The 23,077-nt window shown below is 66.3% G+C and carries 22 protein-coding genes; 15 read left to right on the top strand and 7 right to left on the bottom strand.

Annotated elements, in window-relative coordinates; all coding sequences use genetic code 11:
• From odhB to KYX69_RS18435, 5 genes are all read left to right on the top strand, one after another.
• On the top strand, positions 1–822 hold an 822-nt coding region (gene odhB / locus KYX69_RS18455; protein WP_300499972.1), incomplete at its 5' end, for a 2-oxoglutarate dehydrogenase complex dihydrolipoyllysine-residue succinyltransferase.
• Between the two features lie 100 nt (positions 823–922).
• Positions 923–2,332 carry a dihydrolipoyl dehydrogenase gene (lpdA, locus tag KYX69_RS18450; RefSeq protein WP_300499969.1) on the top strand — a complete coding sequence of 470 codons (1,410 nt, stop codon included), beginning with the start codon at positions 923–925 and terminating at the stop codon, positions 2,330–2,332.
• 23 nt (positions 2,333–2,355) lie between these two features.
• Positions 2,356–3,042 (top strand): hypothetical protein, encoded by a 687-nt coding sequence (locus KYX69_RS18445; RefSeq protein ID WP_300499967.1) that lies wholly within the window; start codon positions 2,356–2,358, stop codon positions 3,040–3,042.
• Between the two features lie 93 nt (positions 3,043–3,135).
• Positions 3,136–5,037: a GGDEF domain-containing protein gene (locus KYX69_RS18440; RefSeq protein ID WP_300499964.1), complete on the top strand. Its 1,902-nt coding sequence runs from the start codon at positions 3,136–3,138 to the stop codon at positions 5,035–5,037.
• A 70-nt stretch (positions 5,038–5,107) separates the two neighbouring features.
• Complete coding sequence (locus KYX69_RS18435; RefSeq protein ID WP_300499961.1) at positions 5,108–6,445, top strand: serine hydrolase; 1,338 nt, start codon at positions 5,108–5,110, stop codon at positions 6,443–6,445.
• Between the two features lies 1 nt (position 6,446).
• Here KYX69_RS18435 and KYX69_RS18430 read toward each other — a convergent pair whose 3' ends face one another.
• Positions 6,447–7,103: a DUF1275 family protein gene (locus tag KYX69_RS18430; RefSeq protein WP_300499958.1), complete on the bottom strand. Its 657-nt coding sequence runs from the start codon at positions 7,101–7,103 to the stop codon at positions 6,447–6,449.
• Between the two features lie 91 nt (positions 7,104–7,194).
• Between KYX69_RS18430 and KYX69_RS18425 the strand changes: the two genes are divergently transcribed.
• From KYX69_RS18425 to KYX69_RS18415, 3 genes are read left to right on the top strand one after another with little or no spacing between them, the layout of a single operon-like run.
• Positions 7,195–7,755 carry a sigma-70 family RNA polymerase sigma factor gene (locus tag KYX69_RS18425; protein ID WP_300499955.1) on the top strand — a complete coding sequence of 187 codons (561 nt, stop codon included), beginning with the start codon at positions 7,195–7,197 and terminating at the stop codon, positions 7,753–7,755.
• Positions 7,748–8,098, top strand: a complete 351-nt coding sequence (locus KYX69_RS18420; RefSeq protein WP_300499953.1) for a DUF6768 family protein — start codon at positions 7,748–7,750, stop codon at positions 8,096–8,098. The genes KYX69_RS18425 and KYX69_RS18420 overlap by 8 nt, the downstream gene beginning before the upstream one ends.
• A gap of 31 nt (positions 8,099–8,129) precedes the next feature.
• Positions 8,130–8,759, top strand: a complete 630-nt coding sequence (locus tag KYX69_RS18415; protein ID WP_300499950.1) for a trimeric intracellular cation channel family protein — start codon at positions 8,130–8,132, stop codon at positions 8,757–8,759.
• Here the strand turns inward: KYX69_RS18415 and KYX69_RS18410 are convergent.
• Genes KYX69_RS18410 through sppA form a run of 3 tightly spaced genes read right to left on the bottom strand, consistent with a single transcriptional unit; the run spans position 8,756 to position 11,661 of the window.
• Positions 8,756–9,142, bottom strand: coding sequence for a hypothetical protein (locus tag KYX69_RS18410; protein WP_300499947.1), 387 nt, complete (start codon positions 9,140–9,142; stop codon positions 8,756–8,758). The genes KYX69_RS18415 and KYX69_RS18410 overlap by 4 nt on opposite strands.
• A gap of 60 nt (positions 9,143–9,202) precedes the next feature.
• Positions 9,203–9,769: a GNAT family N-acetyltransferase gene (locus tag KYX69_RS18405; RefSeq protein WP_300499982.1), complete on the bottom strand. Its 567-nt coding sequence runs from the start codon at positions 9,767–9,769 to the stop codon at positions 9,203–9,205.
• Positions 9,763–11,661, bottom strand: coding sequence for a signal peptide peptidase SppA (gene sppA / locus KYX69_RS18400; RefSeq protein WP_300499944.1), 1,899 nt, complete (start codon positions 11,659–11,661; stop codon positions 9,763–9,765). The genes KYX69_RS18405 and sppA overlap by 7 nt, the downstream gene beginning before the upstream one ends.
• Before the next feature lie 245 nt (positions 11,662–11,906).
• On the opposite strand from sppA, the gene groES reads away from it, so the two are divergent.
• A complete protein-coding gene (groES, locus tag KYX69_RS18395; RefSeq protein ID WP_066660780.1) occupies positions 11,907–12,194 on the top strand; it encodes a co-chaperone GroES in 288 nt (95 codons plus the stop codon).
• Positions 12,195–12,304: 110 nt separating this feature from the next.
• Positions 12,305–13,948, top strand: coding sequence for a chaperonin GroEL (gene groL / locus KYX69_RS18390; protein ID WP_300499941.1), 1,644 nt, complete (start codon positions 12,305–12,307; stop codon positions 13,946–13,948).
• 198 nt (positions 13,949–14,146) lie between these two features.
• Here groL and KYX69_RS18385 read toward each other — a convergent pair whose 3' ends face one another.
• On the bottom strand, positions 14,147–14,509 hold the full coding sequence (locus tag KYX69_RS18385) for a hypothetical protein (RefSeq protein WP_300499938.1): 363 nt from the start codon (positions 14,507–14,509) through the stop codon (positions 14,147–14,149).
• Positions 14,510–14,522: 13 nt separating this feature from the next.
• Positions 14,523–15,146 (bottom strand): hypothetical protein, encoded by a 624-nt coding sequence (locus tag KYX69_RS18380; RefSeq protein ID WP_300499937.1) that lies wholly within the window; start codon positions 15,144–15,146, stop codon positions 14,523–14,525.
• 560 nt (positions 15,147–15,706) lie between these two features.
• On the opposite strand from KYX69_RS18380, the gene KYX69_RS18375 reads away from it, so the two are divergent.
• Genes KYX69_RS18375 through KYX69_RS18360 form a run of 4 tightly spaced genes read left to right on the top strand, consistent with a single transcriptional unit; the run spans position 15,707 to position 20,467 of the window.
• A complete protein-coding gene (locus tag KYX69_RS18375; protein WP_300499935.1) occupies positions 15,707–16,912 on the top strand; it encodes a GNAT family N-acetyltransferase in 1,206 nt (401 codons plus the stop codon).
• Positions 16,909–17,766 carry a cupin-like domain-containing protein gene (locus KYX69_RS18370; RefSeq protein ID WP_300499932.1) on the top strand — a complete coding sequence of 286 codons (858 nt, stop codon included), beginning with the start codon at positions 16,909–16,911 and terminating at the stop codon, positions 17,764–17,766. The genes KYX69_RS18375 and KYX69_RS18370 overlap by 4 nt, the downstream gene beginning before the upstream one ends.
• Positions 17,763–18,824 (top strand): GNAT family N-acetyltransferase, encoded by a 1,062-nt coding sequence (locus KYX69_RS18365; RefSeq protein WP_300499929.1) that lies wholly within the window; start codon positions 17,763–17,765, stop codon positions 18,822–18,824. Before KYX69_RS18370 ends, KYX69_RS18365 begins: the two co-directional genes overlap by 4 nt.
• A 38-nt stretch (positions 18,825–18,862) precedes the next feature.
• Positions 18,863–20,467 (top strand): DUF6311 domain-containing protein, encoded by a 1,605-nt coding sequence (locus KYX69_RS18360; RefSeq protein WP_300499926.1) that lies wholly within the window; start codon positions 18,863–18,865, stop codon positions 20,465–20,467.
• Here the strand turns inward: KYX69_RS18360 and KYX69_RS18355 are convergent.
• The gene (locus tag KYX69_RS18355) at positions 20,464–21,516 is read right to left on the bottom strand and encodes a mannose-1-phosphate guanylyltransferase/mannose-6-phosphate isomerase (RefSeq protein WP_300499923.1); all 1,053 of its coding nucleotides are present in this window, start codon (positions 21,514–21,516) and stop codon (positions 20,464–20,466) included. The two genes, KYX69_RS18360 and KYX69_RS18355, sit on opposite strands and share 4 nt — an antisense overlap.
• 170 nt (positions 21,517–21,686) lie before the next feature.
• Between KYX69_RS18355 and KYX69_RS18350 the strand changes: the two genes are divergently transcribed.
• Positions 21,687–23,075, top strand: coding sequence for a TIGR03013 family XrtA/PEP-CTERM system glycosyltransferase (locus tag KYX69_RS18350; RefSeq protein ID WP_300499921.1), 1,389 nt, complete (start codon positions 21,687–21,689; stop codon positions 23,073–23,075).
• Positions 23,076–23,077: the final 2 nt, after the last annotated feature.

Genomic DNA, 23,077 nt, shown 5'->3' with positions numbered 1-23,077 from the left:
GGCAAGGATGGCCGCATCACCAAGGAAGACGTGATCGCCGCCGCCTCGTCCAAGCCCGCCGCCGCCCCGGCTGCGGCGCCTGCCCCGGCTGCGACGACCGCCGCCCCGGCCGCGACCGGCGGCCGCAAGGAAGAGCGCGTGCGGATGACCCGCCTGCGCCAGACCGTCGCCCGCCGCCTCAAGGACGCACAGAACACCGCCGCTTTGCTCACCACATTTAACGACGTCGACATGACCGCCGTCATCGAAGCGCGCACCAAGTACAAGGATCTGTTCGAAAAGAAGCACGGCGTCCGCCTCGGCTTCATGGGCTTCTTCGTGAAGGCCGCGACGATGGCGCTCAAGGACATCCCCGCCGTCAACGCGCAGATCGACGGCGATGAGATCGTCTATCACGACTATGCCGACATCTCGGTCGCGGTCTCCGCGCCGCAGGGCCTGGTCGTCCCCGTGATCCGCGACGCCGACCAGATGAGCGTCGCACAGGTCGAAAAGACCATCGGCGACTTCGGCAAGCGCGCCAAGGACGGCACGCTCAAGATGGAAGAGATGAAGGGCGGCACCTTCACTATCTCCAACGGCGGCGTGTTCGGCTCGCTGATGTCGACCCCGATCATCAACCCGCCGCAGTCGGCAGTGCTCGGCCTCCACCGCATCGAGGACCGCCCCGTGGTCCGCGACGGCCAGATCGTCATCCGCCCGATGATGTATCTCGCGCTCAGCTACGACCACCGCCTGATCGACGGGCGTGAAGCAGTCACCTTCCTCGTCGCGCTCAAGAACGCGATCGAGGATCCGACGCGGTTGCTGATCGACCTGTAAGTAATTACGTCGCCCCGGCGCAGGCCGGGGCCGCCATGTTGCTCTCGACGCGCTTGCCGAGAGCGGCCCCGGCCTCCGCCGGGGCGACGGAGTGAAGAAAATGGCTGAATACGACTTCGACGTCCTCGTGATCGGTGCCGGGCCCGGCGGCTATGTCGCGGCAATCCGCGCGGCGCAGTTGGGGCTCAAGACCGCGTGCGCCGAAGGGCGTGAGACGCTGGGCGGCACCTGCCTCAATGTCGGATGCATCCCGTCCAAGGCGCTGCTGCACGCGTCCGAGCTGTACAACGAAGCGGCCAGCGGCGCCCTCGCCAAGCTTGGCGTCAAGCTCGGCAGCGTCGAGCTCGACCTCGACGCAATGCACGCGCAGCGCAAGGACGCGGTCAAGGGTCTGACCGGCGGCATCGAATATCTGTTCAAGAAGAACAAGGTCGAGTGGCTCAAGGGCTATGCGGCGTTCACCGGCAAGGACACGGTTCAGGTCGGCGCCAATAATGGGGAGGGGCGCACCGTCCGCGCCAAGAACATCGTCATCGCCACCGGCTCCAGCGTCACCCCGCTGCCCGGCGTCACCGTCGATCAGCAGGTCGTGGTGGATTCGACCGGCGCGCTCGAACTGGCCAAGGTGCCCGAGCATCTCGTCGTCATCGGCGGCGGCGTGATCGGGCTTGAGCTGGGCAGCGTGTGGCGCCGCGTCGGCGCGAAGGTCACCGTGGTCGAATATCTCGATCAGATCCTCCCCGGCTTCGACGGCGACGTGCGCAAGGAGGCGCAAAAGCTGTTCAAGAAGCAGGGCATCGAGTTCAAGACCGGGACCAAGGTCACCGGCGTCGCCGTCGATGGCGGCAAGGCGACGATCACCGTCGAACCGGCCAAGGGCGGCGCGGCGGAGACGATCGAGGCGGACAATGTCCTCGTCGCGATCGGCCGCCGTCCCAACACCGACGGCCTCAACCTCGAAGCCGCTGGCCTCACCGTCAACGCGCGCGGCCAGATCGAGGTCGGCCACGAGTTCGAAACCGCGGTCGACGGCATCTGGGCGATCGGCGACGTCGTCCCGGGCCCGATGCTGGCGCACAAGGCCGAGGATGAAGGGATTGCGGTCGCGGAGAATATCGCAGGGCTCACCGGAATCGTGAACCACGACCTGATCCCATCGGTCGTCTACACCATGCCCGAAATCGCCGGCGTCGGCCTGACCGAAGAAGCCGCCAAGGAAAAGGGCGAGATCAAGGTCGGCAAGTTCCCGATGGCCGGTAACAGCCGCGCCAAGACCAATCATGAGCCGGACGGCTTCGTGAAGGTCATTTCGGACGCCAAGACCGATCGCGTGCTCGGCGTGTGGATCATCACCAGCCTCGCCGGCACGATGATCGCCCAGGCGACCCAGGCGATGGAATTCGGCGCGACCAGCGAAGACATCGCCTATACCTGCCACGCCCATCCGACGCACAGCGAAGCGATCAAGGAAGCGGCGATGGCGGTGACGGGCAAGCCGATCCACATCTGATCGCGATCGAGCGGGGGGACGACATGATCGCAATGGCATTTGCGTTGGCGGTCGCATCCGACGCAAAGCCGGTGCGCAGCGTCGATCTTTACGTCACCCCGCTCTATTCCAGCGCGGCCAAGGCATCGAAGCGGGTGGTGCGGGTCGATCCTGATCTCGACCCCCTGCTCCGCTCCGACCGCACCGAAGATGTGCTGGCGGCGCAGGAACGCGTCCGCGCCAATCCGGCCAAGGTCAGCCCGCTGGCACTGATGGTGCTGGCCGCGCGCCTCTACGATGTCGGCGCGCGCGATGAGTCGGTATTCTGGTTCTACGTCGCCAAGGACCGGTTCATGGCGATGGCGGGCGTGCTCAGCGGCTATGACCGCCCCGGCATGTTCGCTGAAGGCGGCGAAGCGCGCGCGGCAATGGGCGCGTTCGTCCAGCTCGCCGGGCCGACGATCAATGGCTACGCCTTTTGCAAGATCGACAATCAACAGGCGCTGCGCCGCAAAGCCTATGACTGGGTCGCCGCCAACCCCTATCAGCCGATCTTCGACACCGCCCGCCCGGCCAAGGGCGAGGACCGCCAGGCCTTGCTCGATGCGGCGCTGGCGCGATTGCGCGAGGATATGGCTAAGGAAACGGCCTATCTTGCCGACGCGGAAAACCGCGCCAAGCTCATCGCCGGGCGCAAGGAAAACGGCGCCGACACGCGCTTCTGCTGGTAGCAGCGACACCGCGCTGCGCACATTAGCTGCAGCTTAACCCGCCCCCGCTAATGCGGAGCGATGTTCGCACGCCCATCCGCATTTCTACGCGACATGTCGATTGCGACACGGACGGCAATCACGCTGTCCGCGCTGATCGGGCTGATCTTCGTCCTGGCGGGCATCGTATCCTATCAGGACAGCGCCCGTCGCACGCGCGACAGCGGGTTGGCCACGCTCGACCATTATGCGCATGAGGTTGCCCAGCAACAGGAGGCGCGCTTCGCCCGCATCCGCGCGACCCATAATCGCGCCAGCGATCTGTTGCGGGCCGAGCTGTCTGCCAATCCCCGGCTTGACGATCCCGCCGCGTTCGCGACGTTGTTCCCCGCCGATCCGCGCGGCGGCCGCCGCAGCGCCGATGCGCTCTACACCGGCGCCAGCACGCCGTTCGGCCATATCCGCACGCTTGGTGGCTTCATTCCCCAAGAACCCGAAGCAGACGAGCGCCGCCGCCTGATGGCCGCGACCGGAATCGTCAGCCGCTTGGGTGAAGGCGTCAGCCCGGAACTCGAAAGCCTCTATTATTTCACGCCCCACAATGCGCTGGTCATCTTCGCCGCCAACCGCCCCGACGGGCTGCGCTTCTACCGCAAGGATGCGCCGAGCAGTTTCGACTTCCAACAACAGGAATTTGCGACGATCACCACCCGTGCCGTCAACCCGGCGCGCACGATGCGCTGCACCGCGCTGCGTCACATCCTGTATGATCGCACCGGCGGCACCTGGACCACGGGCTGCATGACTCCCGTCGATATCGGTGGCCGGCATGTCGGTAGCTGGGGGACCAGCGTGCCGCTCGACGATTTGCTTCCGGCCCATGGCCTGAACGGCCTGCCCGGGACCGGTGTGATCCTGATCTCGCGGGAGGGTCGTCTGATCCATCATCCCAGCTACACGCATCAAAAGCGGTCCGGTCCCGAATCGATGCTTGATCTGACGACGACACGGGATCCGCAATTGGCGGCGCTGTGGGCCTTCGTGCAGCAGCACCGCAAGGACGGCTATCTCGGCGAAGCGCTCGACAGCTTCGTCGCGATGCGTCGGATCGATACGCCGGGCTGGTATGCTCTGGTGGTGCAGGATCCGGCGGTGATGCAGGCTGAATCCTACCGCCTGATCCTGCGCATCGCGCTGACCGCTGCGGTCTGCCTGGTGCTTCAGGCACTGGCGATCACCTGGCTGCTGCGCCGCCGCGTCGGACAGCCGCTTGCGCGCCTGATCGAACGCACCCGCACGCTCACCCGCCGCGTTCCCAGCGCCCGCTTCGTCGATGTCGACCGCGTCGCCCGACGCGACGAAGTGGCGCAGCTTACGCATGATTTCGACGTGATGGCCGAACGGATCGGATCGGCGCAGAGCGAACTGGAGCGCAAGGTGACCGAGCGGACCAAGGCGCTGCGCCGCGCCAATCTTCAGCTCAAGCTGATTGCGACCCGCGATCCGTTGACCGGGATTCCAAACCGCCGTTATCTGGCAAGCGAGGTCGATGCTCGTCTCGATGTGCTCGGCAACGACGGTCATTATCTGCTCGTCTTCGACATCGACCACCTTCAGCGGATCAACGCTGCCCATGGTGAGGAAAACGGCGATCGCGCGCTGATCACCATCGCCAACGGCATAGCCGCGTTGCTGCGGGACGGCGATCTGTGCGCGCGCATCGACGGCGCGAAGTTTGCGGCGTTCATACGCGCCGACACGCAGGCCGAGGCGATGAACGTCGCCGAACGCGTGCGCACCGGCCTCTACGGCCTCGAAACGCCGGGCCGCTATGGCGAGATGATCCGCGTGACGGTCAGCGCCGGTGTCACCGGCGCGACCGCAGGCGACCGCTTCGACTCGCTGCTCCTTCGCGCCGACGCTGCGCTCGCCGAGGCAAAGAGCGGCGGACGCGATCGGGCCGTGTGGCACCGTCCCATCGGGCGACGGCACAATCCGATGCAGCGCTCGGGTTAAACACACGCCACCGGTTGCCATCCCCTGTCCGACCGCTATAGTCGAGTAACACACAGGGGGAGACTGATCCATGCGCCGTTATGCCGCCATCGCACTTGCTGCGCTCGTGCTGGCCCCGCTGCCCGCGCTCGCGCAGGACCCGGCTCGTATGGATGCGGTGGTCCGCGACGATGCCGACAAGGGCGCGTTCATGGGCGCGGTCCTCGTTGCGCGCGACGATGTGGTGCTGTTCGACAAGGGCTATGGCTCGGCCAATCTCGAGTGGAACATCCCCAATGATGGCGCGACCAAGTTCCGCCTGGGATCGGTCACCAAGCAGTTCACTGCCGTCGCGATCCTGCTGCTGCAGGACCGCGGCAAGCTGACGCTCGACGCGCCGGTCAAGACCTACCTCCCCGATGCCCCCGCCGCCTGGGACAAGGTGACGGTCCGACATCTGCTGACCCACAGCGCCGGCATCCCCAACTTCACCAACTTCCCCGATTACGGCGCGACCAAGACCCTGCCCGCGACCCATGACAGCCTGATCGCGCGCTTCCGCGACAAACCGCTGGAGTTCGCGCCGGGCGAAAAGTTCGCCTACTCCAATTCGGGCTACGTCCTGCTCAGCGCGATCGTCGAGAAATTGAGCGGCCAGAGCTACGCCGCATTCGTCGCAGAGAACCTGTTCAAGCCGCTCGGCATGGCCGACACTGGCTATGACAGCCACGCGATGATTCTGCCGCGCCGTGCATCGGGTTACGCGCCGGGGCCAAAGGGGCCGGTCAACGCCGATTATATCAGCATGACCATTCCGCAGGGGGCGGGCGGGCTCTACTCCACCACGCGCGACCTGCTCAAATGGCAGCGCGGCATCTATGGCGGCAAGCTGTTCAAACCCGCCACGCTCGCTGCCTTCCGTACCCCCTACAAGGACGGCTACGCGCTCGGCATCGGCGTCCAGAGCGCGGGCGGTGTCACCACCATCGAACATGGCGGCGGGATCGAGGGCTTCAACACCTCGCTCGCCTATGACCCCGACCGCAAGCTCACCGTGGTCGTGCTCGGCAATCTCAACGGCCCGTCGCCCGGCAAGCTGTCCAAGGCACTGATGACGCTCGCGCGCGGCGGCACCGTCACGCTCGCGGCCGAGCGCAAGGAGATCACGGTCGCCCCCGATCAGCTCGCCCAATATGAGGGCGTGTACGAACTCGCCCCAACCTTCGCGATCACGATGCGCGTCAAGGACGGCAAGCTCATGACCCAGGCCACCGGGCAGCAGGAATTCGAGTTGTTCCCCGAAAGCAAGGACCGCTTCTTCCTCAAGGTCGTCGACGCCCAGGTCGAATTTACCCGCGACGCCAGCGGCAAGGTGACCGGCGCGATCCTGCACCAGGGCGGGCGTTCAATGCCGGCGCCGCGGAAATAGGTCAGGCGGCGGACGGCCCGCGTCCGCGCGTCAGCCCCGCCGCCACCAGCGTCAGCCCGCCCGCGGCGATCGCCGCAATCCACAACGCCGCATCCGCCGCCGCCAGCCCCACCTTCGCCCCCAGCACCACGCCGACGGCAAAACCCAGCCACAGCGCGAGGTGCGGCACGAACGCCCAGCGGTCCGGATCGCCCATCAGCGTCCCCGCCAGCCGCTGCGCCATCCGCACCAGTGATCCGGTCATATAGGACACACCGATCGCCACCTCGCCATCGCGCGCGAACACGCCATTTTCCATCCCCATCGCTGCAGCGACCAGCAGCAGCGGGAGCGGCCCCGGCAGCACCATCCACAGCGCCGCCGCCAAGGTCAGCGTGGCCGTCACCGCGCTCAGCACCGCGACCTTGCGCCGCTCGGCAAAGCGGCGGGCGACGATCGTCGCGACCATGACCCCAGCCACGAACGCCAGGATCAAGCCCGCCGCCAGCGCCGCCGTCCCGTCCGCCAGCCCGATCCCGACGCCCAGCCGGGTCGAATTGCCGCTCATGAACGACACGAAATAACCGCCCAGCCGGGTAAAGGCGATCGCATCGACGAACCCGGCAAGCGCGGCCAGCGCAACGGCCAGGCCGATCAGGCGGGGCGGATAGTCCTTCATGGCACCCATTCTCCACAGTGACGCCGCCGCGCCAAGCGAGAAATCACGTCATCGATTGAACCGGATGCCGCTTCGGGCGCACCTAGTCCGCATGAACGGGGCAACGCATCTCGACGAACGCACGACCGATGCATGGCTGGTCGTCGCCGCACAGGCGGGCGACCGGCGCGCGATCGACCGGCTGGTCGCGCGCTGGCACCGCCGATTGGTCGCGCATGGCTGGCGGCTGACCGGCGACCGCGCGATGGCGGAGGAAGCGGTGCAGGCGGCGTGGATCGACATCGTCCGCGGCATCGCTGCACTACGCGACGAACGCGCCTTCCCCGCCTGGGCCTATCGCATCGTCACGCGCAAGACCGCCGCCGCGATCGGTGCCCGCGTCGCGATCCGCGCGATCGAGTCCGCGCTGGAGGACGACCTGCCGCCCGCGCCGCCAAGCCCGGAAGACGCCGTCGACGGCACCGCGCTGCGCCGCGCCGTCGCAGCCTTGCCGCACGGTCATCGCGCCGCCGTCGCGCTGCATTATTTCGAGGGGCTGAGCATCGCCGAAACCGCGGTCGCGCTCGGCATCCCCGCCGGAACCGTCAAGACCCGCCTGCTGCACGCCCGCGCCAGGCTCAAGACCATGTTGGAAGGAGAAACCCATGCGTGACCAGGACATCGACGCCGCCATCGCCGCCGAAGAACGCGAATTGCTGCGCCAGATCGGCGAGGAGCCGGGCTATCTCACCCAGGTCGGATCGCTGTTCGGCGGCAGCCTCGGCTGGACCAGCGCAGTGGTGCTCGCCGCCCAGACGCTGATGTTCTTCGCCGGGGTCTATGCCGCCTGGCGCTTCTTCGCCGCGACCGAGACGCTGGAGGCGCTGCACTGGGGCTTCCCCGCGATGACGCTGATCATCGTTGCAACGATCTTCAAGGCGGCGATGCTCCCCGTGCTGCACATTCAGCGGGTGCTGCGCGTCCTTGCCAGGCTCGGCGTCGGCGCGACGCGTTGACCCCGGGCGAGCGGGGTGAGACAGGACGCTCATGTCGCCCACCCCGCTCCCACTTGGCACCGTCCTGCCCTGGCTCGACCTGTTCGGCATCGCGGTGTTTGCCGCCACCGGGGCGCTGGCGGCAGCGGGACGTAGCCAGACCTTCGTTACCGCCGCCTTTTTCGCGCTGGTCACCGGAGTCGGGGGCGGCACGATTCGCGATCTTCTGATCGGAGCCCCAGTGTGGTGGGTGCACCACCCGTTTGTCGCAGCTCTGTGCCTGGGCGTTGCCGCGATCATCTGGGTCACGCCCCAGCGCTGGTGGCAGGGGCAGGGGTTCGACTGGCTCGATGCGCTCGGCCTTGCCGCCTATGCCGTGTTCGGCGCGGCCAAGGCGTTGAGTTTTGGTATCCCACCGGTCCCCGCGATGCTGATGGGGGTGCTGACGGCATGCGCGGGCGGCATCATCCGCGACGTGCTGGCGGGGGAGCCGTCGATCCTGATGCGTCCGGAGCTGTACGTCACCGCCGCCGCGCTTGCCTCCGGCCTGCATGTCGGCCTGACGCTGTTGGGCCTCCCGCTCTACGCCGCCAGCCTCACCGCCGCGAGCGCAGGGTTCGCCCTGCGCGCCGCCGCAATCCGCTGGAAACTCGCCCTCCCCGCCTATCGCGGCGGGCGCTAAGCTTCCATCAGCCAGGCAATGGCCGCATCGCGCGTATCGAACACGGCGATGTCCGCGCGCACCTGCTGCAGCCGCTTGATCTGCAGTCGCGCCGTCGCGGTCGTCACGACAAAGGCGACCTTGCGGGCCCAGATGGCGCGGACGGCTGGGTGGTCCAGTGTCTGGAGCATCTGATCGACCGTCGCGGTGGGCAGGCTGGGAATTGCGCTGCCATCATACAGCGTCACATGCTGGCCGATATCCGGCCCGAAACTCTGGATCGCCGCGCGCAATTCTTCACCGGCCCATGCCGAGTCTTCGGGCGACTGCATCGTCGACACGGTAAGAATCAGCAGCTTGCGCGCGCGATCGATCTCGAGCCGGTAGCCGCGTCCCTCGTCCATACCGTCATCATAGCAGGAATTGGCGACAAGAAGCTTTGAAGTCGCAAAATTAGTCGCGGATCAGGCCCGAACTACCCCGACTTCGCTGAACGGCTTGGGCTCGATCGGCGGGATCGCGCTGTCATTCAGCTCGCACTGCCAGATGCCGATATCGACCCAGCGCCCCTGCTTGAAGCCGATCTCGCGCAACTGCCCGGCGCGACGAAAGCCCACCTGCTCATGCGTTTTGATCGACTGGTCATTAGGCAGCGAGATCACGCCGATCGCCTGGACAAATCCCTGCGCGCGCAGCGTGTCGATCAGCGCTTCGTAGAGCAACCGCCCGACGCCCTGCCCCTGCACCGCGCCCGCGACATAGACCGATGTCTCTACGACATAGCGATACGCCGCGCGCTCGCGGAATTTGGTGGCATAGGCATAGCCCAGCACACCCTTCCCTTCGCCATTGGTGGCGACGATCCACGGATACAGCCCGTCCGACGCCTCCATCCGCCCGCGCATCGCGCGCGCGTCGGGCGGATCGAACTCGAAACTCACCGTCCCGGTCAGCACATAGGGCGCGTAGATGGCGGCAATCGCCGCAGCATCGCCCGGCTCCGCGGCACGCAGCTGGATCTGAATCACCAGCCGAGCTTCGCCATCACCAGATCGATCAGCCGCGCATCCGCCTGTGCCTGCGGCCCCGTCATCGGACCATAGGCCGCGCACTCCAGGCACCGCGCCTGCATCGACGATGCACCCGCCAGCCGCTTGGCATCGCCCAGCGCCTGCGCCAGCACCGCGCGACGATCCCCGGCGATCCGGGCGTAGAGGTCGCCACCGCTCTCCGGAGCAGCCTCTTCCTCGTCGCCGTCGCCACCCGACATCAGCCCGGCGATCAGCGCGCTGAACCAGTCGGGCTCCTTCTCCAGGAACACCGCATGCGTCTTGGCCGGGTCCAGCTTGGCGCGCTTGGCCGCTTCGGCGACGGCATCGTCAAGATTGCCGAACCGGTCGACCAGCCCCAGCTGACGCGCGGTTCCGCCGTCCCACACGCGGCCCTGACCAATCTCGTCGACCCGCGCGGTGGTCATCTTGCGCGACCCGGCGACGAGGCCGATGAAGCGGCGATAGCCCTGCTCGATGCCCGACTGCAGCACCCGGTCCACCTCGGCATTGGTGCCGGCATAGACGTCGGGCTGGCCGGTCAGGGGCGTGGTCTTAACACCGTCCGACGTCACGCCGATCTTGGCCAGGCTGTTCTCGAACGTCGGCAGGATGCCGAAAATGCCGATCGATCCGGTGATGGTGTTCGGCTCGGCAAAGATTACGTCACCGGGAGTCGAGACCCAGTATCCGCCGCTGGCGGCCAGGCTGCCCATCGACACCACGACCGGCAGTTTCTGTTCCTTGGCCACCAGGATCGCCTGACGGATGCGTTCGGACGCCAGCGCCGACCCGCCCGGCGAATCGACGCGCACGACCAGTGCCTTCAGCTTCTTGTCGGCCAGCCCTTTCAGCAGCAGATTGGCGATGGTGTCGCCAGCGGCCACGCCCGGCCCGGCCTTGCCATCGACAATCTCGCCGGCAACCGTGATCACGCCGATCGCGTCGCCGGTCTTCTTGACCGGGTTGGCCTCCAGCCAGTTGGCGAGCTTGATCGTCTTGTAGCTGCCCGCCGGCTTGTTCGCGTCGACCCCGGCGATTTCCGCCACGCGCTTCCCGAACGCCAGCCGGTCGCCCAGCTTGTCGACCATGCCGAGCTGTTGGTTCATCTTGGCAAAATCGCCATTGGCGGCGACGACCGCATCGGCCGGATTGGTCAGCAGCGGTTCGATCCGCGCCTTGGGCCGCGCCTTCTTCACCGCTTCGCGCCACTGGCCAAAGATCGCGCCATACAGCGCCTCATTGGCCTGCTTCGCCTCCGGCGACTGGGCGGTCAGGATATAGGGCTCGACCGCCGACTTGAACTTGCCGACCTTGTAGACGTGCGTGGTCACGCCGAGCTTGTCGATCAGCCCCTTGTAATAAAGCCGCGACCCGCCGGGTCCGCTGAAGATCGTGCCGCCCATCGGATCGACCCAGATCTCGCTGGCATTGGCGGCGAGCAGATAGCTCGCATCGCTATAGCCGGTGGCATAGGCCAGCACCGGCTTCTTCGCGTCGCGCACGCGGCGGATCGCTTCGCCGACTTCGGCGACTGCAGCGGGATAGCCGCCACCGAACCGGTCGAGGTCGAGCACGACCACCTTGACCCGCGCATCGTCCTTCGCCGCGTCGAGCGCGCGGACCAGGTCGCGCATGCGATATTCGCGCGGTACCTGGCCGCCGCCAAAGCCGCCGAACGGATCGGCCTCGGCCGGCTGCTCGACGATCGTGCCGTCAATCGCCAGCACCAGCGCGCCGTCCTTGACCCCGCCCGGATTGGGCTTGGCCGAGAGCACCGCGAACAGCGCCCCGAAGAACAACAGCATGAACAACAGGACCAGAGCGTCCTTGATGCCGACCAGCAGCTTCCATGCGCCGCGTACCAGTTTCACGTCTGAATTCTCCGAAATGCCCCGCGCGATTGACGCACAGGTAAGGCCTGTGCGCAAGCGAGTAAAGCCACTGTGTTAAGGGAGTGATACAGATGCAGCTGAAGTTCTAACTCATTTACCGACAAATTGCGTCAAACCGGCGGGCACCCCGTTGACGCCCATCGGACGCTCACCCATATGCCCGCTGCTGGCACTCGCCGGGGGTGAGTGCCAACAATCGATTCAACCACGTTCAGGAGAGCTCCATGAACTTCCGTCCGCTGCACGATCGCGTGCTGGTCCGCCGCGTCGAGGCCGAGGCCAAGACCGCTGGTGGCATCATCATCCCCGACACCGCCCAGGAAAAGCCGCAGGAAGGCGAAGTTGTCGCCGCCGGTTCGGGCGCCAAGAACGAAAAGGGTGAAGTCACCCCGCTCGACGTCAAGGCTGGCGACCGCATCCTGTTCGGCAAGTGGTCGGGCACCGAGGTCAAGGTGAACGGCGAAGACCTGCTGATCATGAAGGAAAGCGACATTCTGGGGATCGTCGGCTGAACTAAGCCGTCGCCCCGGCGCAGGCCGGGGCCGCCCAGTTTCTTTCGTTTCATCAAGCCACAGATCGGCCCCGGCCTCCGCCGGGGCGACGAAATAGAGGAATAGCCACCATGGCAGCCAAGGACGTAAAATTCAGCCGCGACGCGCGTGAGCGCATCCTGCGCGGCGTCGACATCCTCGCCGATGCGGTGAAGGTCACGCTGGGCCCGAAGGGCCGCAACGTCGTGATCGACAAGAGCTTCGGCGCCCCGCGCATCACCAAAGACGGCGTCAGCGTCGCCAAGGAAATCGAACTGAAGGACAAGTTCGAGAATATGGGCGCGCAGATGGTCCGCGAGGTCGCCTCGAAGACCAACGACGTCGCCGGCGATGGCACCACCACCGCCACCGTGCTCGCCCAGGCGATCGTGCGTGAGGGCATGAAGTCGGTCGCGGCCGGCATGAACCCGATGGACCTCAAGCGCGGCATCGACCTCGCGGTGACCAAGGTCGTCGCGGACCTGCAGTCGCGTTCGAAGCCGGTTTCGGGCTCGAGCGAGATCGCCCAGGTCGGCATCATCTCGGCCAATGGCGACCGTGAAGTCGGCGAGAAGATCGCCGAAGCCATGGAAAAGGTCGGCAAGGAAGGCGTGATCACGGTCGAAGAGGCCAAGGGTCTCGAGTTCGAGCTGGACGTCGTCGAAGGCATGCAGTTCGACCGCGGCTACCTGTCGCCCTACTTCATCACCAACCCCGAGAAGATGGCGGTCGAGCTCAACGACCCGTACATCCTGATCCACGAGAAGAAGCTGTCGTCGCTCCAGGCGATGCTGCCGATCCTCGAGGCGGTCGTGCAGTCGGGTCGCCCGCTGCTGATCATCGCCGAGGACATCGAGGGTGAGGCGCTCGCGACGCTGGTCGTCAACAAGCTGCGCGGCGGCCTCAAGGTCGCAGCGGTCAAGGCTCCGGGCTTCGGCGATCGTCGCAAGGCGATGCTGGAAGACATCGCGATCCTGACCAAGGGCGAAGTGATCAGCGAAGACCTGGGCATCAAGCTCGAGTCGGTTACGCTGGGCATGCTCGGCACCGCCAAGCGCGTCTCGATCGACAAGGACAACACCACCATCGTCGACGGTGCGGGTGAAGCCGATGCGATCAAGGGCCGCACCGATGCGATCCGTCAGCAGATCGAAGTCACGACTTCGGACTATGACCGCGAAAAGCTGCAGGAGCGTCTCGCAAAGCTGGCCGGCGGCGTTGCCGTCATCAAGGTTGGCGGCGCTTCGGAAGTCGAAGTGAAGGAGCGCAAGGACCGCGTCGACGACGCGCTGCACGCAACCCGCGCAGCCGTTGAAGAAGGCATCGTTCCCGGTGGCGGTACCGCGCTGCTGTACGCGACCAAGGCGCTCGATGGCCTGACCGGCGTCAACGAGGACCAGACCCGCGGCATCGACATCGTCCGCAAGTCGCTGACTTCGCTGGTGCGTCAGATCGCAGCGAATGCCGGCCATGACGGCGCGGTCGTGTCGGGCAAGCTGCTCGACCAGACCGACACCTCGTTCGGCTTCAACGCGTCGACCGACACGTACGAGAACTTGGTCACCGCCGGCGTGATCGACCCGACCAAGGTCGTCCGCACCGCGCTGCAGAACGCGGCTTCGGTCGCCGGCCTGCTCATCACCACCGAAGCGGCGGTAAGCGAGCTGCCGGAAGACAAGCCCGCCATGCCCATGGGCGGCGGCGGCATGGGCGGCATGGGCGGTATGGATTTCTGACCTGATGCGGCCTGGCCAAGCTCGCTTGGCTCAAGACTCGCACAGGTCCGGACGGCGGGTCGCGCAGCGATCCCGACCGACGAGTCCCCGGCTTTGCCGGGGACCGGATCCCAAAGCCCGGCCACCACACCGGACAAAAAAAAGGGCCGGGGAGTCGCCTCCCCGGCCCTTTTTCATACGCCACGCTTACACGCACACTCACCGCATCCCTAGCAACCGGAATGCCGCAATCGCCTGATCCATCGTCTCGCGGTCGCCGGGAGCCTCGTCGCTCGGCGGGGGCGCGCTGACCATGATGCTCCCGACACTTGCCCGCGGCAGCTTCGCCCGCTTGTCGCGCGGCATGTTCGCCGCCACCGGCAGCCGCCGCCCGAAATCGCTTGGCACCGCGTGGCGGTGATAGCCGCTGCGCCACACCACGCGATACTTGCTCGGCACCGTCCGCCACGGCCCATCCGCGCGCATCATGTCGCGCCCGCACCGGGTGCAGCGGGTGAAGAAATACCCCTCGTTCCAGATCTGGTCGCCCGGCTGATGCCCGGTCAGATGACAGCGCCCCATGTCCCGCCCCCGCTCACTGGAGCTTCGTCGCCGAGTGGACCAGCGCAACCAGATCGGCATCATCGGACTTCATCGCGTCCTCAAGCGACCAGATCTCGAACGTCTCGCCCGCGCCGACGAACAGCGCCGCATTGGCAATCCCCGCCACGGCCCGCGCCCAGCTCGGCAGCTTGACGAACTCGTTCGGGCGCCAGAATTCCTCGCAAAATCCGAACAGGCGGCGGGACGGCGCCGGCGGCGGCGGAATGTCGCGGCGACCCGCGGTTTCGGCCGCCTCGAAGCGGTGGTCGTCGCAGCGCATCGTCAGCTGCTGCCACCAGCGGACGCTCGATCCGACCAGGCAATTTTGCGACGCATGCAGACCCAGGAAGATGCTCGGCCCCTCGCTGCTCACATTGCGGCGCACGAACGAAGGCAGGCGGACCAGCCCGTTGGTCTTGACCGGAACGATGCAATGCCCGGCATAGGGAACGAAGCCGCCGAGCGGCCGCGCGGGCCGTGCCGGCGGGGCCGGGGCAAACCGGCCGTCGCTCGGCGCAAACAGGCTACGCCCATGCGCTGCAGAACTAGGTGACCAAGGTGCAACGCGCCCGCCATTGGGGGCCGTCTGAACGCTTTCCGAAGCAACGCTACGCATACCCACTCCCCGTGTTCGACTCACCGTCTCAACAAGCACCTTTTCTCTCGATTCGTGGTTAATCAGCGATATCGGGATTTTACGATCCGAGAATCTACAACTCGCAAAATCACAGCACCCACCCGGGCAGGTCATGTAATATTTCATGATTTTACATGAATTATCGTACACAAATTGTTTAGGCCGTCTTAATATGATTCATTAATATTTTAGTTTATACAATGATTACTTAATGAAAGTAGCCATCGCCGAAATATGCACATCTCATCTTGATCGAATCCATATTCGCGAATCAATCTCAACTTGACGCAATGTGCCGGCAACAATCGCGGCAATTCCACGAGTCGCGACGATTCACACCCGGGTCGAATGCGTTTGGCGCAGCGCGTCGTCGCGCGGTACCCTTACCCAAATGGGAAGTAATCGGCGCGATCGATCGATACCGTTGCCCGGGTCCCGACGCGCAATCCTTTCATCCAGCCAAGATGCGCACAAACTCGGGGAAATTTAACGCTTCGCCGCTACGCCATGCGCGTGATCCAGACCCTGCAGGAGCGGCGATGAATGCGGTGACGGCCATCGACACGGGCAGCGAGCGCATTCCTGCGCCCGTTGCGCTGTGCCCAGTCGCGGCCGAAACGCAGGTCGAGGTGATGGCGCTGCCCAGTCCCGACTCCGCATTTGCGGACGCGTGGGATGCGCTCGCCCGTGATGCCGCGGAGCCCGACGTTTTTGCCGAGCGCTGGTTCGCCGAGGCGAGTCGCCATCTGCTCCCGCCCGGAGTGCGACAGCTTGCAGTGCACCGCAATGGCCAGCTGATCGGGCTGATGCCGGTCATCCCCGCCACCCGCTATGGCCGCATCCCGCTGCGCCATACCGAGAATTGGGCCCATTATCACCGTTTCCTCGGCGCCCCGCTGCTCCGCCGCGGTCATGAGACGGAAGCCTGGCGTGCGCTCCTGACCGCGCTCGATAGCGATCCGGCGGCGGGCGCGCTGCTCCATGTCAGCGGGCTGGTCGAACAGGGTCCGGTCCATCGCGGGCTGATCGCGGCCGCCCAAAGCCTCGACCGCCCGTGCGATGCCGTCCACCGAATCGAGCGGGCAATGCTCGCGACCAAGCTATCGCCAGCCGCCTATTATGCGGCCACCGTGCGCAAGAAGAAGCGCAAGGAACTCGGTCGCCTGCGCACGCGGCTACTCGAACAGGGCCCGGTCGAGACCCGCCGCCTTGGCCCCGATGATGCGGTCGGCGACTGGATCGAGGACTTTCTCACGCTTGAACGCGCCGGCTGGAAGGGCGCGGCCGGGTCCGCACTTGCCTGCACCCCCGAAACCGCGGCCTTCTTCCGCGATGTCGTCACCGGCGCGCATGCTGCGGACAAGCTCGACATCGTGCGCATCGACCTCAACGGCGTCGCGATCGCGATGCTGGTCAACCTGCTCGCCCCGCCAGGTGCCTTCTCGTTCAAGACGGCGTTTGACGAACGGCTGTCACGCTTCTCGCCCGGCGTGCTGCTACAGATCGACAATCTCCAGCTGCTGGCGCGCGGCGATATCGGTTGGATGGACAGCTGCGCGGTCGAAAATCACCCGATGATCAACAGCCTGTGGGGCGAGCGGCGCGCGATCGTCCGCGTCTCGGTTCCACTCGCCGGCGCGCACCGCCGCGCCCTGTTCACCGCCGCACGCAGCCTTGAGCGCGCCGCCGCCGCCGTCCGCGCGCTGCGCAACCGCCCCGTTCCCGCCGTGGAGAGCGACGCATGACCCCGATCTTCGATACCGACGCCCGCACCCAATTCTCGTCGCTCTACCCTGAGCGGCCCGGCGTATTTAGCCACAATTTGTACGGCCACGACCTGTTCGAGCTCGACGCGCTGGTCGCGCTGTCGCAGCGCATCCGGCCGGTCGATGTCGAACAGAATCTGGCGCACATCCCCGTCGGCATCGACCCGTCGGAGCTGAAGAGCAACGGCCTGTCGGTCGAGGAAACGATCCGCTCGATCGAGCAGAATGGATCGTGGATGGTGCTGAAGTTCGTTGATCAAGACCCGCTCTACCGCGCGCTGCTCGACACCGTGCTGGACGAGATCGAGCCGCTCGTCGCGCGCAGCACCGGCGCGATGCTCAAGCGCGAGGCATTCATCTTCGTGTCCTCGCCCGGCGCGGTCACGCCGTTCCACATCGACCCCGAGCACAACATCCTGATGCAACTGCGCGGCGAGAAGGTGATGACTGTCTTCCCCGCCGCCGACCCCGAACTGGTACCCGGCGCGTTGCAGGAGGCGTTTCATAAGGGCGGCCACCGCAACCTGCCCTTCCAGGACAGCTTCGCAGCCAAGGGCACGCCACTGCGCCTGACGCCGGGCGACGCGCTCTATGTGCCGGTCAAGGCGCCGCACTGGGTCCAGAATGGCGACGCGATGTCGATCTCGCTCTCGGTCACCTGGCGCTCCGAGTGGAGCTATCGCGAGGCCGATGCCCATGCGCTCAACCGCCTGCTGCGTAAGGCCGGGCTGGATCCTGCGATGCCCGCGCGCTTCCCGCAACAGAATCACCTCAAGTCGATTGCCTGGCGCGGGATCCAGAAGGCGCGGCGCATAACGGGCCACGTCGAATGACCGCCCATTTCCCGCGGATCGAGGCGCAGGCCGCGCCGGTCGCAGCGCGCGTGATCGAGTCGGTCGACACGCTCGTGCGCGATGCCGCGGGCATGCTCGATCGCCCGTTTCAACGCAGCCCCTATGACCGGATCGACTGGCTGGGGCTGACGGCGCGCCATCTGTGGCCCGACGCAGCGCTCGCCGTCGCAACCGTGCGTCAGGGACCGCACGCGCTGTGGCTGCCGCTCCGGGTCAGCGGATCGGGCCGCGCGTGCAGCTTCGCGCGCTGGTACACCCTCGCCTTCGCCCCGATCGCCACGCCCGGTTGTCCGGCAGAGGTGCGCGCGGCATTGTTCGACCGGCTGGTCGCGCAGGTCGGCAGCCGCTTCGGTGCGCTCGCGCTATGGCCGCTCGAACCCGAAGTGTCGGCCGAACTGCAATCGGCCTTCCGAGCCGCAGGCTGGATCGCGATCGATCGGGTCGAAACCGCGCACTGGGTCGCGCACACCGCCGGGCTTGACTTCGACGCCTATTGGGCGCGGCGCGGGTCGAAGCTGCGCAACACCGTGCGCCGCCGCGCCAAGGCCAACCCGGTCGAAACGCGGATCTTCGACCGCTTCGATGCCGATGCCTGGGCCGCCTATGAAACGGTCTATGCCGGCAGCTGGAAGCCGAACGAAGGCTCACCCGCCTTTGTCCGCGCCTTTGCCGAGCAGGAAGGGGCGGCGGGTACGTTGCGGCTTGGCATCGCTCTGCGCGATGGGCAGCCGGTCGCCGCGCAATTCTGGACGGTCGAACATGGCGTCGCGACGATCCACAAGCTCGCCCATCTCGAAAGCGAGCGCGCCAATTCGCCGGGGACATTGCTGTCGCACGCGATGTTCCGCCACGTCCTCGACCATGACCGGCCCGACCTGATCGACTATGGCAATGGCGATGAAGGCTATAAGGCCGAGTGGATGGACGAGCGCCGCGTGCGCCACCGGCTGCGGCTGTTCAACCCGCGCAGCGTCAGCGGCCTCACCGCCGGAGCCACGACCGCAGCGCAGGCATTGGTGCGGCGCTTCACGCGCTGACACTGGCCGGGCGCACCGGCGCGACCTATAGCCCGCTGATGCGCGCCGCCGATCCCCGCCTGCCCCTGATCCTGCTGCCGCTCGCGCTGTTCGGCGTGTTCTTTCACTGGCAGATCCTCGACATCGGCAATGTCGGCTGGCTGTTGCGCGGGACGGACAATGGCGAGAATGCGCTGGGCCTGCACGCCTGGCTGCACGATCCCGCGCCGGGCTTCCTGCGCACCAGCCTGCTCGGTGCGCCCGAAGGAACGCCGCTCTTGTTCACCGACAGCAACCCGTTGCTCTCTGCGATCGGGTTCCTGCTGCAATGGGCGCTGCCCGCCGACGCGCAGCTGATCGGCTGGTGGCTGCTCGCCTGCCTGTTTCTCCAAGTGTTCTTCGCCTGGCTGCTGCTGCGCCGCTACGCCCCCGGCCCGGTCGCCTTGTGGTGCGGCGTGCTGCTGCTCGCCGCGGTGCCGACGCTGTTCACCCGCGTCGTTCATGTGAATCTGATGGCGCACTGGCTGATCCTGTGGGCGCTGTGGCGGTTCGACGATCCGCAGCGGTCGGCGTCCAATCGCGGCTGGGCGGTGCTGATCGCGCTGACGACGCTGGTGCATTCCTACCTGCTGGTGATGGTCGGCGCGATCTGGGCCAGCGCAATGCTGGAGCGGCTGGGCAAGGACCGCAGTGCCCTGCCCCGCCTGCTCGGTGAAGGCGCAGCGATGATCGCCATGGTCCTCGCCATCGCCTGGAGCCTTGGCGTATTCGGCGATTTCCAGTCATCGGGCAATTATGGCGCCTTCGCAATGCCGCTCGACGCGCTCTGGAACCCCGGGGTCGAAACCTATTCGACCTTCCTCCCCGCGATCGAGCAACGCCCCGGGCGCGGGTTCGAGGGCTTCCAGTATCTCGGCCTTGGCCTGCTGCTCCTGCTCCCCGCCGCCGCGATCCTTGCCCGGCGCCTGCCCCGCCCCGCGCCCGACACGCCGGACAGCCTGTCGCGCTATCGCTGGCTGATCCCGGCGCTGGTCGTCCTCACCCTGCTCGCGGTCAGCACCTATCCCGACATCGCCGGATACGCGCTCCCCCGCCTGCATCTGCCGGTCGAGATCGCCAATGCACTCGACGCCGTGCGTGCCTCGGGACGTCTGTTCTGGCCGGTCGCCTATGTGCTGGTGTTCGTCGCGCTGCGGGTCATCTATCGCTTGCCGGATCGCCCCGCCCGGCTCGCCCTGATCGCAGCGGTCGTCATGCAGGTCGCAGATCTCGCCCCCATGTCCATCGCCATCCGCGCGCAATCGGCGGAGGCGCGCCGCGCGCCGCTTTACGTCCGCACCACCTCGCCAGAATGGGACCAGTTGATCGCGCAGGCCGACGACATCGCCTTCATCCCCGGCGACGTGACCAAAGGGCTCGGCCATTTTCAGGAAATCGCCTGGCGCGCCGCCAAGGCCGGGGTGCCGGTGCGCAGCGTCTATGTCGCCCGCACTTCCCACGCCAGCGCCGCGCGGCAACAGGCCGAAACCGACCGCTTCCGCGCTGGTGAGGTCATCCCCGGCCGCCTCTACATCCTGATCGACGGCGAACGCGTCCCGCCACCGCTGATCATGCAGGCCCGCCCGCTCGACGGCGTCACGATCGTTTTTGTGCCGAAACCTTAATCCTTCATCGCCGCCAGCACGCGCTTGACCTCCTGGCTCCGCCCGCGCGGCAGGATCAGCACATCGTCGCCATCGACCACCACGATCAGGTCGGACACGCCGACCAGCGCGACCTTCTTGCCCTCGCCAGCGCGGACCAGGCAGTTGGCGGTGTCGATCGCCACCACGTCGCCGCGACAGGCATTGTTGCTCGCATCGCAGGCGCTGATCGCGTGCAGCGCGTCCCAGCTGCCGACGTCGGACCAGCCCATCCGCACCGGCACGACCGCGACCTTCGACGCCTTCTCCATGACGGCATAGTCGATCGAGTCGGACGGCGAGCGCGCAAACTCTGCGGCATCGGGCAGGATGCGATTCCCCTCCCGCACCGCCCGCTCCATCGCCGCGCGCGCTGCGGCCAGCATCTCCGGCGCGAACTCAGCCAGCGCCTCGACGAACACATCAGCGCGGAACAGGAAGATGCCGCCGTTCCACACATGGTCGCCGCTCGTGACCATCGCCTCGGCCAATGCGCGCTCAGGCTTTTCGACAAAGCGTGCGACGCGGTGGATGCCCGCGCCGATCGCTTCCCCCACGCGGATATAGCCATAGCCGGTCTCGGGATGATCAGGGCTGATCCCGAACGTCGCCATCCAACCGTCCCGCACCGCTGGCAGCGCCGCCTCGATCGCCGCGTGGAATGCGGGGATGTCGGCGATGACATGGTCAGACGGCATCACCAGCAGCGGCGCGCTGCCATCGACCGCCAGTGCCGCCAGTGCGATCGCTGGCGCGGTATTCCGCCCCATCGGCTCCAGGATCATCGCGCGGATCGCGTCGGAGCCGCCCAATTGCTGTTCGATCATGTCGGCATGCAGCGCATTGGCCACCACGATCGGCGCGCCGAACCCCGCTTCCGCCGGCGCACGCTGCGCGGTCAGTTGGAGCATCGTTTCGTCAGCGGTCAGCGCCAGCATCTGTTTGGGCCGCTCCGGGCGCGACATCGGCCACAACCGGGTGCCCGAACCGCCCGACAGGATCACCGGGACGATCGCTTCATGCTCGCTCATTGACTGCCCTTCACATCCCCCGACGCGCGATACCCATAGGCGGCGCGGGCTGCACTCCCAAACACTTATGTGGCGCGCAGTTTCCGCCGTTCAGCATTTCTTCGTCAATTTCGCCGACATGGGGGCCAGTGTCGGATTTGTTTACACTCGCGCTTTAGGGTTGGGCCATCATGATCCGCCTGTTCAAACATTATATCCCGAACGCAGTGCTGCTGCTGGCATTGTTCGACGTCATGCTGCTGTTCGGGGCGGCCGAGTTTGGCTGGATCTACCGCGCGCACCAGATCGGGATGGCGGTCGACCCGATCGTCACCCGCATCCCCCAGATGCTCAGCTTTGTCGCCAGCCTCGAACTCGCGATGATCGCGGTCGGGGTCTATGGCGCGGATTCGCTGCAATCCAACCGCGTCGCCACCGCGCGCCTGCTGGTCGCGGTATCGCTCGGCACGATCTTCCTGTCGGTGATCTTCTTCCTGGTCCCAGCGCTCACCTTCTGGCGCTCGAACCTGCTCTACGCGATGCTGGCGTCATTCGTCGCCTTGTTTGCGCTGCGCATCCTGCTCGGCAAGACGCTGGGCAGCCAGGTATTCAAGCGCCGCGTCGTGGTGCTGGGCGCCGGCCCGCGCGCGGAGCGGCTGAAGGTCCTGTCCAAAAAGCCCGGATCGGGCTTCGTCGTCGTCGGCTATGTCTCGATGAGCGAGGCGAACCGCGTGATCCCCGAAGCGATCGCGCGCGACGCGATCTACAACCTTGCCGACCATGTCGTGCTGCTCAACGCCAGCGAAGTGGTGCTGGCGCTCGAGGAACGCCGCAACGCGCTTCCGCTCAAGGATCTGTTGCGCATCAAGACCACCGGCGTGCACGTCAACGAAATCTCGACCTTCCTCGAGCGCGAGACCGGCCGCGTCGACCTGCAATCGGTCAACCCCAGCTGGCTGATCTTCTCCGACGGCTTCTCCTCCGGCCGCATGTTGTCGAGCATGTTCAAGCGGCTGTTCGACATCACCGCCAGCCTGATCCTGCTCGCGATCACCCTGCCGGTAATCCTGCTCGGCGCGCTCGCGGTGAAGCTCGAGAGTAAGGGCCCCGCCTTCTACCGCCAGCGCCGCGTCGGCCTCTACGGTCAGGGGTTCGACATCATCAAATTGCGCTCGATGCGCCAGGATGCCGAGGTCGCGGGCAAGGCTGTCTGGGCCGAAAAGGATGACCCGCGCATCACCCGCGTCGGTCGCTTCATCCGCAAGGTGCGGATCGACGAATTGCCGCAATGCTGGAGCGTGTTGAAGGGCGAGATGAGCTTTGTCGGCCCGCGCCCCGAACGCCCGCAATTCGTCGAGGATCTCGAACAGCAACTGCCCTATTATGCCGAACGCCACATGGTGAAGCCGGGCATCACCGGCTGGGCGCAGATCAACTACCCCTATGGCGCGTCGATCGAGGACAGCCGGCAGAAGCTGGAATATGACCTGTATTACGCGAAGAATTATTCGCCGTTCCTCGACCTGCTGATCCTGCTGCAGACGTTGCGCGTGGTGCTGTTCCCGGACGGGGCGCGGTAACT

The organism is Sphingomonas sp. (genome assembly GCF_030145815.1).
GTDB lineage: Bacteria > Pseudomonadota > Alphaproteobacteria > Sphingomonadales > Sphingomonadaceae > Sphingomonas.
This window is presented reverse-complemented; position numbering and strand designations above follow the sequence as displayed.

Bases quoted from the DNA above. Each gene is read 5' to 3' on its own strand.
- KYX69_RS18365 (WP_300499929.1), top strand. From the start codon at position 17,763: ATGACCGCCCATTTCCCGCGGATCGAGGCGCAGGCCGCGCCGGTCGCA.
- KYX69_RS18370 (WP_300499932.1), top strand. From the start codon at position 16,909: ATGACCCCGATCTTCGATACCGACGCCCGCACCCAATTCTCGTCGCTC.
- KYX69_RS18375 (WP_300499935.1), top strand. From the start codon at position 15,707: ATGAATGCGGTGACGGCCATCGACACGGGCAGCGAGCGCATTCCTGCG.
- KYX69_RS18435 (WP_300499961.1), top strand. From the start codon at position 5,108: ATGCGCCGTTATGCCGCCATCGCACTTGCTGCGCTCGTGCTGGCCCCG.
- KYX69_RS18415 (WP_300499950.1), top strand. From the start codon at position 8,130: ATGTCGCCCACCCCGCTCCCACTTGGCACCGTCCTGCCCTGGCTCGAC.
- KYX69_RS18420 (WP_300499953.1), top strand. From the start codon at position 7,748: ATGCGTGACCAGGACATCGACGCCGCCATCGCCGCCGAAGAACGCGAA.
- KYX69_RS18410 (WP_300499947.1), bottom strand. From the start codon at position 9,142: ATGGACGAGGGACGCGGCTACCGGCTCGAGATCGATCGCGCGCGCAAG.
- lpdA (WP_300499969.1), top strand. From the start codon at position 923: ATGGCTGAATACGACTTCGACGTCCTCGTGATCGGTGCCGGGCCCGGC.
- KYX69_RS18430 (WP_300499958.1), bottom strand. From the start codon at position 7,103: ATGAAGGACTATCCGCCCCGCCTGATCGGCCTGGCCGTTGCGCTGGCC.
- KYX69_RS18380 (WP_300499937.1), bottom strand. From the start codon at position 15,146: ATGCGTAGCGTTGCTTCGGAAAGCGTTCAGACGGCCCCCAATGGCGGG.
- KYX69_RS18440 (WP_300499964.1), top strand. From the start codon at position 3,136: ATGTCGATTGCGACACGGACGGCAATCACGCTGTCCGCGCTGATCGGG.
- groES (WP_066660780.1), top strand. From the start codon at position 11,907: ATGAACTTCCGTCCGCTGCACGATCGCGTGCTGGTCCGCCGCGTCGAG.
- KYX69_RS18350 (WP_300499921.1), top strand. From the start codon at position 21,687: ATGATCCGCCTGTTCAAACATTATATCCCGAACGCAGTGCTGCTGCTG.
- KYX69_RS18360 (WP_300499926.1), top strand. From the start codon at position 18,863: ATGCGCGCCGCCGATCCCCGCCTGCCCCTGATCCTGCTGCCGCTCGCG.
- KYX69_RS18425 (WP_300499955.1), top strand. From the start codon at position 7,195: ATGAACGGGGCAACGCATCTCGACGAACGCACGACCGATGCATGGCTG.
- KYX69_RS18355 (WP_300499923.1), bottom strand. From the start codon at position 21,516: ATGAGCGAGCATGAAGCGATCGTCCCGGTGATCCTGTCGGGCGGTTCG.
- KYX69_RS18385 (WP_300499938.1), bottom strand. From the start codon at position 14,509: ATGGGGCGCTGTCATCTGACCGGGCATCAGCCGGGCGACCAGATCTGG.
- groL (WP_300499941.1), top strand. From the start codon at position 12,305: ATGGCAGCCAAGGACGTAAAATTCAGCCGCGACGCGCGTGAGCGCATC.
- KYX69_RS18445 (WP_300499967.1), top strand. From the start codon at position 2,356: ATGATCGCAATGGCATTTGCGTTGGCGGTCGCATCCGACGCAAAGCCG.